This window comes from Dietzia sp. SLG310A2-38A2 (genome assembly GCF_014145095.1).
Lineage (GTDB): Bacteria > Actinomycetota > Actinomycetes > Mycobacteriales > Mycobacteriaceae > Dietzia.
The window spans coordinates 1-4,770 of record NZ_JAALDX010000141.1; the positions used below are offsets into that span (position 1 = coordinate 1).

Below are 4,770 nucleotides of genomic sequence, written 5' to 3' on the forward strand. Positions count from 1 at the left end.
CTGGCGGGCGGCCTCGAGCAGGGTGCGCTTCTCGATGCTGCCCTCGCGGACCAGCCCGGCGAGGACCGCGACGATGATCGACTCGGCGTCGGTGTTGAAGAAGCGACGGGCTGCCGGACGGGTGTCGGAGAACCCGAATCCGTCGGTGCCCAGGACGGTGAAGTCACCGGGGACCCATCCGCGGATCTGGTCCGGCACCGCCTTCTGGAAATCGCTCACTGCCACCTTCGGTCCATCGCTGCCCTCGAGAGATGCGGTGACGAACGGGGTCCGGGCCTGCTGATCCGGGTGCCGGAGCTCGTGGCGTTCACACTCGAAACCGTCCCGGGCCAGTTCGTTCCACGAGGTGGCCGACCAGAGGTCGGCGGCCACATCCCATTGCTCGGCCAGGGTCTTCTGTGCCTCGGCGGCCGCGTACATCGCGACACCCGAGGCGAGGATCGAGGCTTTGTGCGTGCCCTTCTCGGCCCTGCGGAAGCAGTAGAGACCGCGCAGGAGTGCGTCGGCGTCCAGGTCCTCGGGCTCCGGCGGCTGCGGGACGGGCTCGTTGTACAGGGTGATGTAGTACGAGACGTTGCGGTCGATTCCGTCGGTGTCGTTCTCGTGCGCCGCGCCCGGGCCGTACATCCGCTCGATGCCCGCGCGCATGATGTGCGCGAGTTCGAATCCCCACGCGGGATCGTACGAGATGATCCCCGGGTTGGTGGCGGCGAGAAGCGGGGAATGGCCGTCCATGTGCTGCAGTCCCTCACCGGTGAGGGTGGTACGGCCGGCGGTGGCGCCGAGCAGGAACCCGCGCGCGAGCTGGTCGGAGGCTGCCCAGATGGCGTCGCCGGTGCGCTGGAACCCGAACATCGAATAGAAGATGTATAGCGGGATCATGGGCTCACCATGGGTCGCGTACGCGGTGCCGGCCGCCGTGAACTCGGCCACCGACCCGGCCTCGCTGATCCCCTCATGCATGATCTGGCCTGTCTTGGACTCCTTGTAGCTGAGCATGAGGTCGTGGTCGACGGAGGTGTAGTTCTGCCCGTGCGGGTTGTAGATCTTCAGGGTCGGGAACCACGAGTCCATCCCGAAGGTTCGCGCCTCGTCCGGGATGATCGGGACCAGACGATCGCGTAGGGACTCGTCCCGCATGAGCTCCTTGCAGGTGCGGACCAGGGCCATCGTGGTGGCGACCGACTGCTTTCCCGAACCCTTGCGCAACGAGGCCAGGGAGTCGATGTCCGGGACGGAGAGCGGGGTGAAGGTCTGCCGCCGCTCTGGCACGTGGCCGCCCAAGGCGGTTCTGCGCTCGAGCATGTAGCGGATCTCCGGCGAGTTGGGCCCCGGGTTGTAGTACGGAGGCAGCGTCGGGTCGGCTTCCAGTTCCTCGTCGGTGATGGGGATGTGCTGCTTGTCGCGGAACAGCTTGAGGTCGTCCAGCGTCAGCTTCTTCATCTGGTGCGCGGCGTTGCGTCCCTCGAAGTTCTGGCCGAGCCCGAAACCCTTGACCGTGTGCGCGAGGATCACCGTGGGCTGACCGGTGTGCTCGAGCACAGCCCTGTAGGCGGCGTGGATCTTCCGGTAGTCGTGCCCGCCGCGGCGCAGGGCCCAGATCTCGTCGTCGGTCATGTCCTCGACCAACTTGGCGGTGCGGGGATCTCGACCGAAGAAGTGCTCGCGGATCCAGGCGCCGTCATTGGCGCGGAACGTCTGGTAATCGCCGTCGGAGACGGAGTTCATGAGGGAGACGAGCGCGCCCTCGGTGTCCTTCTCGAACAGCGCGTCCCATTCGCGGCCCCACACCACCTTGATGACGTTCCATCCGGCGCCCCTGAAGTACGACTCCAACTCCTGGACGATCTGCCCGTTGCCGCGGACCGGGCCGTCGAGACGCTGCAGGTTGCAGTTGATGACGAAGGTCAGGTTGTCGAGCGCGTCGTTCGCGGCCACTTGGAGGGCGCCCCGCGAGTCGACCTCGTCCATCTCGCCGTCGCCGAGGAACGCCCACACGTGCTGCTGGGAGGTGTCCTTGATCCCGCGGTTGTGCAGGTAGCGGTTGAATCGGGCCTGGTAGATGGCGTTCATGGGCCCGAGGCCCATCGACACTGTGGGGAACTCCCAGAACTCGGGTAGGCAGCGGGGATGGGGGTAGGAGGGAAGCGAGCGTCCCGGGTGGCTCTTCTCCTGCCGGAAGCCGTCGAGGTCGTGTTCGCGGAGGCGGCCCTCGAGGTAGGCGCGCGCGTACATGCCGGGTGAGGCGTGCCCTTGGAAGAAGATGTGGTCACCGCCACCGGGGTGGTCCTTGCCGCGGAAGAAGTGGTTGTAGCCGACCTCGTACAACGGTGCGGCGCCCGCATAGGTGGAGATATGGCCGCCCACTCCGATGCCGGGCCGCTGGGCGCGGTGGACCATGATGGCCGCGTTCCAGCGGATCCAGCGCCGGTAGGTACGCTCCACCGACTCGTCGCCCGGGAACTCGGGTTCGAGGCTGGTGGGGATCGTGTTGACGTAGTCCGATGAGGTGAGAGCCGGAAGGGGAACCCGCTGCTTGGAGGCGCGTTCGAGGAGCCTGAGCATGAGGTAGCGCGCCCGCTCGGGGCCTGCCTCCGCGAGCATGCCGTCGAGGGAGTCCATCCACTCCTGCGTCTCCTCCGGATCCGAGTCCGCGAGATAGGACGCGACCCCCTCCCGGAGGACCGGCACGTTGGTGGGTGCGGAACCATCTCTGGTGTCTACGGTCTCGGTCATGCGTCTGGTCCTCACTTCTGCGATACGTACAGCGGCGACCCGGTGGGGTCACCACACATGTCGGGGTGCAGTGTCCGGTCGACCGCACGCGCCGCGGGTGTGGGCGGATCGCGAGGTCGACCGGCCACGGGCCGTCGTCGGCCCATGACTTCCTCTGATTGTGCCCCAAAGCGTGATGCGCGACACGGGGCTGCGGTCTGACCGCCCAAATAGGCGGTAGTCGTTTCCCGTGGGAGGGTGCGCGGGTAGTGTTCCTGGTCAGCGAAAGACCAAGACGAACGAAGTCGGATACGAGGGAGGAACACCACGGTGGTCGCCGCGGCGAACCAGCAGGACGGGGCGGATCAGATTGCTGGTCAGCTCGAACTGACGAAGGACATGCTCGTTCAGGAGGTCGGATGGGATTCCGACTGTGACGAGTCGATCAGTGAGGCCGTCGAGGACGCCGTCGGGTCGGAGCTGCTGGAGGAGGACACCGACGAGATCGTCGACGCGGTACTGCTCTGGTGGCGCGCCGGCGACGGTGACCTGGTGGACAGGCTCATGGACGTCGTGACCCCGTTGGCGGAGGAGGGTTCCGTGTGGGTCCTCACCCCCAAGACGGGGAACGACGGGCACGTGGAACCCTCGGTCATCGCGGAGTCGGCTCAGACCGCCGGGATGCTCCAGACCCGTACCGCGGCTCTGGGGGACTGGGCGGGAAGCCGCCTGGCGTTGCGTAAGAACAGCATCCCGCGGAAGTGATCGCACCCCCGGGGGTGCTCGACCGCCCGGCGGTGGAGCACCCGCGAGGGCGCGATGACCGGACGAACACCGGGACCCGACGAACACTGGGACCCGACAAACACCGGCGCCCTCGGCGCCGGTGTTCTGGCGTACACACCCGAGCGCGGGGGAACAGAGCCGTCTCCGGGTGCCCGAGGGGCAGCTGCCCGGCCGCCGGTCAGCTGTCCGCTCCGAGTAGGACGACCCCGCCGGACACCGACTGGGCGGGGCCCGGCAGCGGCACGCGGTAAGGACGTCGATCCTCGCCGGCGTACGGGGCGACCCTGTAACCGCCGCCCCAGGCCCACAGGTTCCCGGTCCGGTCTATCCCGTAGGACGAGGCCCCGGAGGCGCCGATCCAGTCCATCGGCGGAACGCCGACCACCTGCTGCGGCGCGGCGGTCGAGGTGTCCTCCGCGGTTCCGTCGCCGAGCACGCCGGAGACGGTGCGACCCCATGCCCAGACGTGCCCGTCGGTATCCCTGGCGAGCGCGAAGTCGTTCCCGCCGGCCACCTGGACGACATCGGTCAGCCCCTCGACCAGGACTGCCCGCGGGCTCTGGCCGCCCCGCGGTTCGACGCCCAGGAGTCCGTGCACGTTGTTTCCCCACGCGCACACCTCTCCGGTGCTGGTGGCGATGACGGCGGCCCCGCCCGGGTTGGCCACGCTGACGGCGCCGGGCACGTCCCGGATCGTGCGGACCAGCGTCCCGTCCGGCTCGCCGATCACCTGGGTGAGATTGATTCCCCACCCCTGCAGTCTTCCGTCGGAGCGCAGGGCCAGGGCGTTGAGCTGCCCGTCGGCCACCTCGATCACCTTCTCGACCTTGGGGACCGGGCCCGGGGTGGGCTGGCTACGCTCGGCTCCGCGGTGGCCCCCGCTCGCGATGAACGAGTCGCCCCATGCGGTCACGGATCCGTCGGAGTGGGTGACCAGGAACGCTCCGCCGACCGCCGCCACGGACGTGGCATCCCGTACGCCGGACACCTTCTGAGGCAGTGCTGACGCGGGTCCGGCGGACGTGCCGGCAAGGAGTCCCCGGTGATCCTCCCCGACCACCGAGACGGTGCCGTCCGGGTGGACCGCGGCGAGTACCGGGCCCGCCTCCGCCACGGAGACGACCTCCTCCCATCCCCGGATCGGGCCTGGCGGGAGCGAACTGCGGACCACGCCGCCCAGGAGTACCGCCTGCCCCGGAACCCGCGGCGCGGGGGTGGGTGACGCCGAGGAGTCAGGGCACCGCGGGGCGGCGAGCACCGCGCGGTCGG

Annotated in this window: 3 protein-coding genes; 1 reads left to right on the plus strand and 2 read right to left on the minus strand. The window is 68.7% G+C overall.

Features of this window, described 5'->3' with window-relative positions:
• Positions 1–2,736 (minus strand): pyruvate dehydrogenase (acetyl-transferring), homodimeric type (gene aceE / locus G6027_RS05330; RefSeq protein ID WP_182636072.1); only part of this gene is annotated, 2,736 nt, incomplete at its 3' end.
• 309 nt (positions 2,737–3,045) lie between these two features.
• On the opposite strand from aceE, the gene G6027_RS05335 reads away from it, so the two are divergent.
• Positions 3,046–3,480: a DUF3052 family protein gene (locus G6027_RS05335; RefSeq protein WP_182636074.1), complete on the plus strand. Its 435-nt coding sequence runs from the start codon at positions 3,046–3,048 to the stop codon at positions 3,478–3,480.
• A gap of 199 nt (positions 3,481–3,679) precedes the next feature.
• On the opposite strand, the gene G6027_RS05340 is transcribed toward G6027_RS05335, so the two are convergent.
• A partial coding sequence (locus tag G6027_RS05340; protein ID WP_206682468.1) for a hypothetical protein occupies positions 3,680–4,770 on the minus strand: 1,091 nt, incomplete at its 5' end.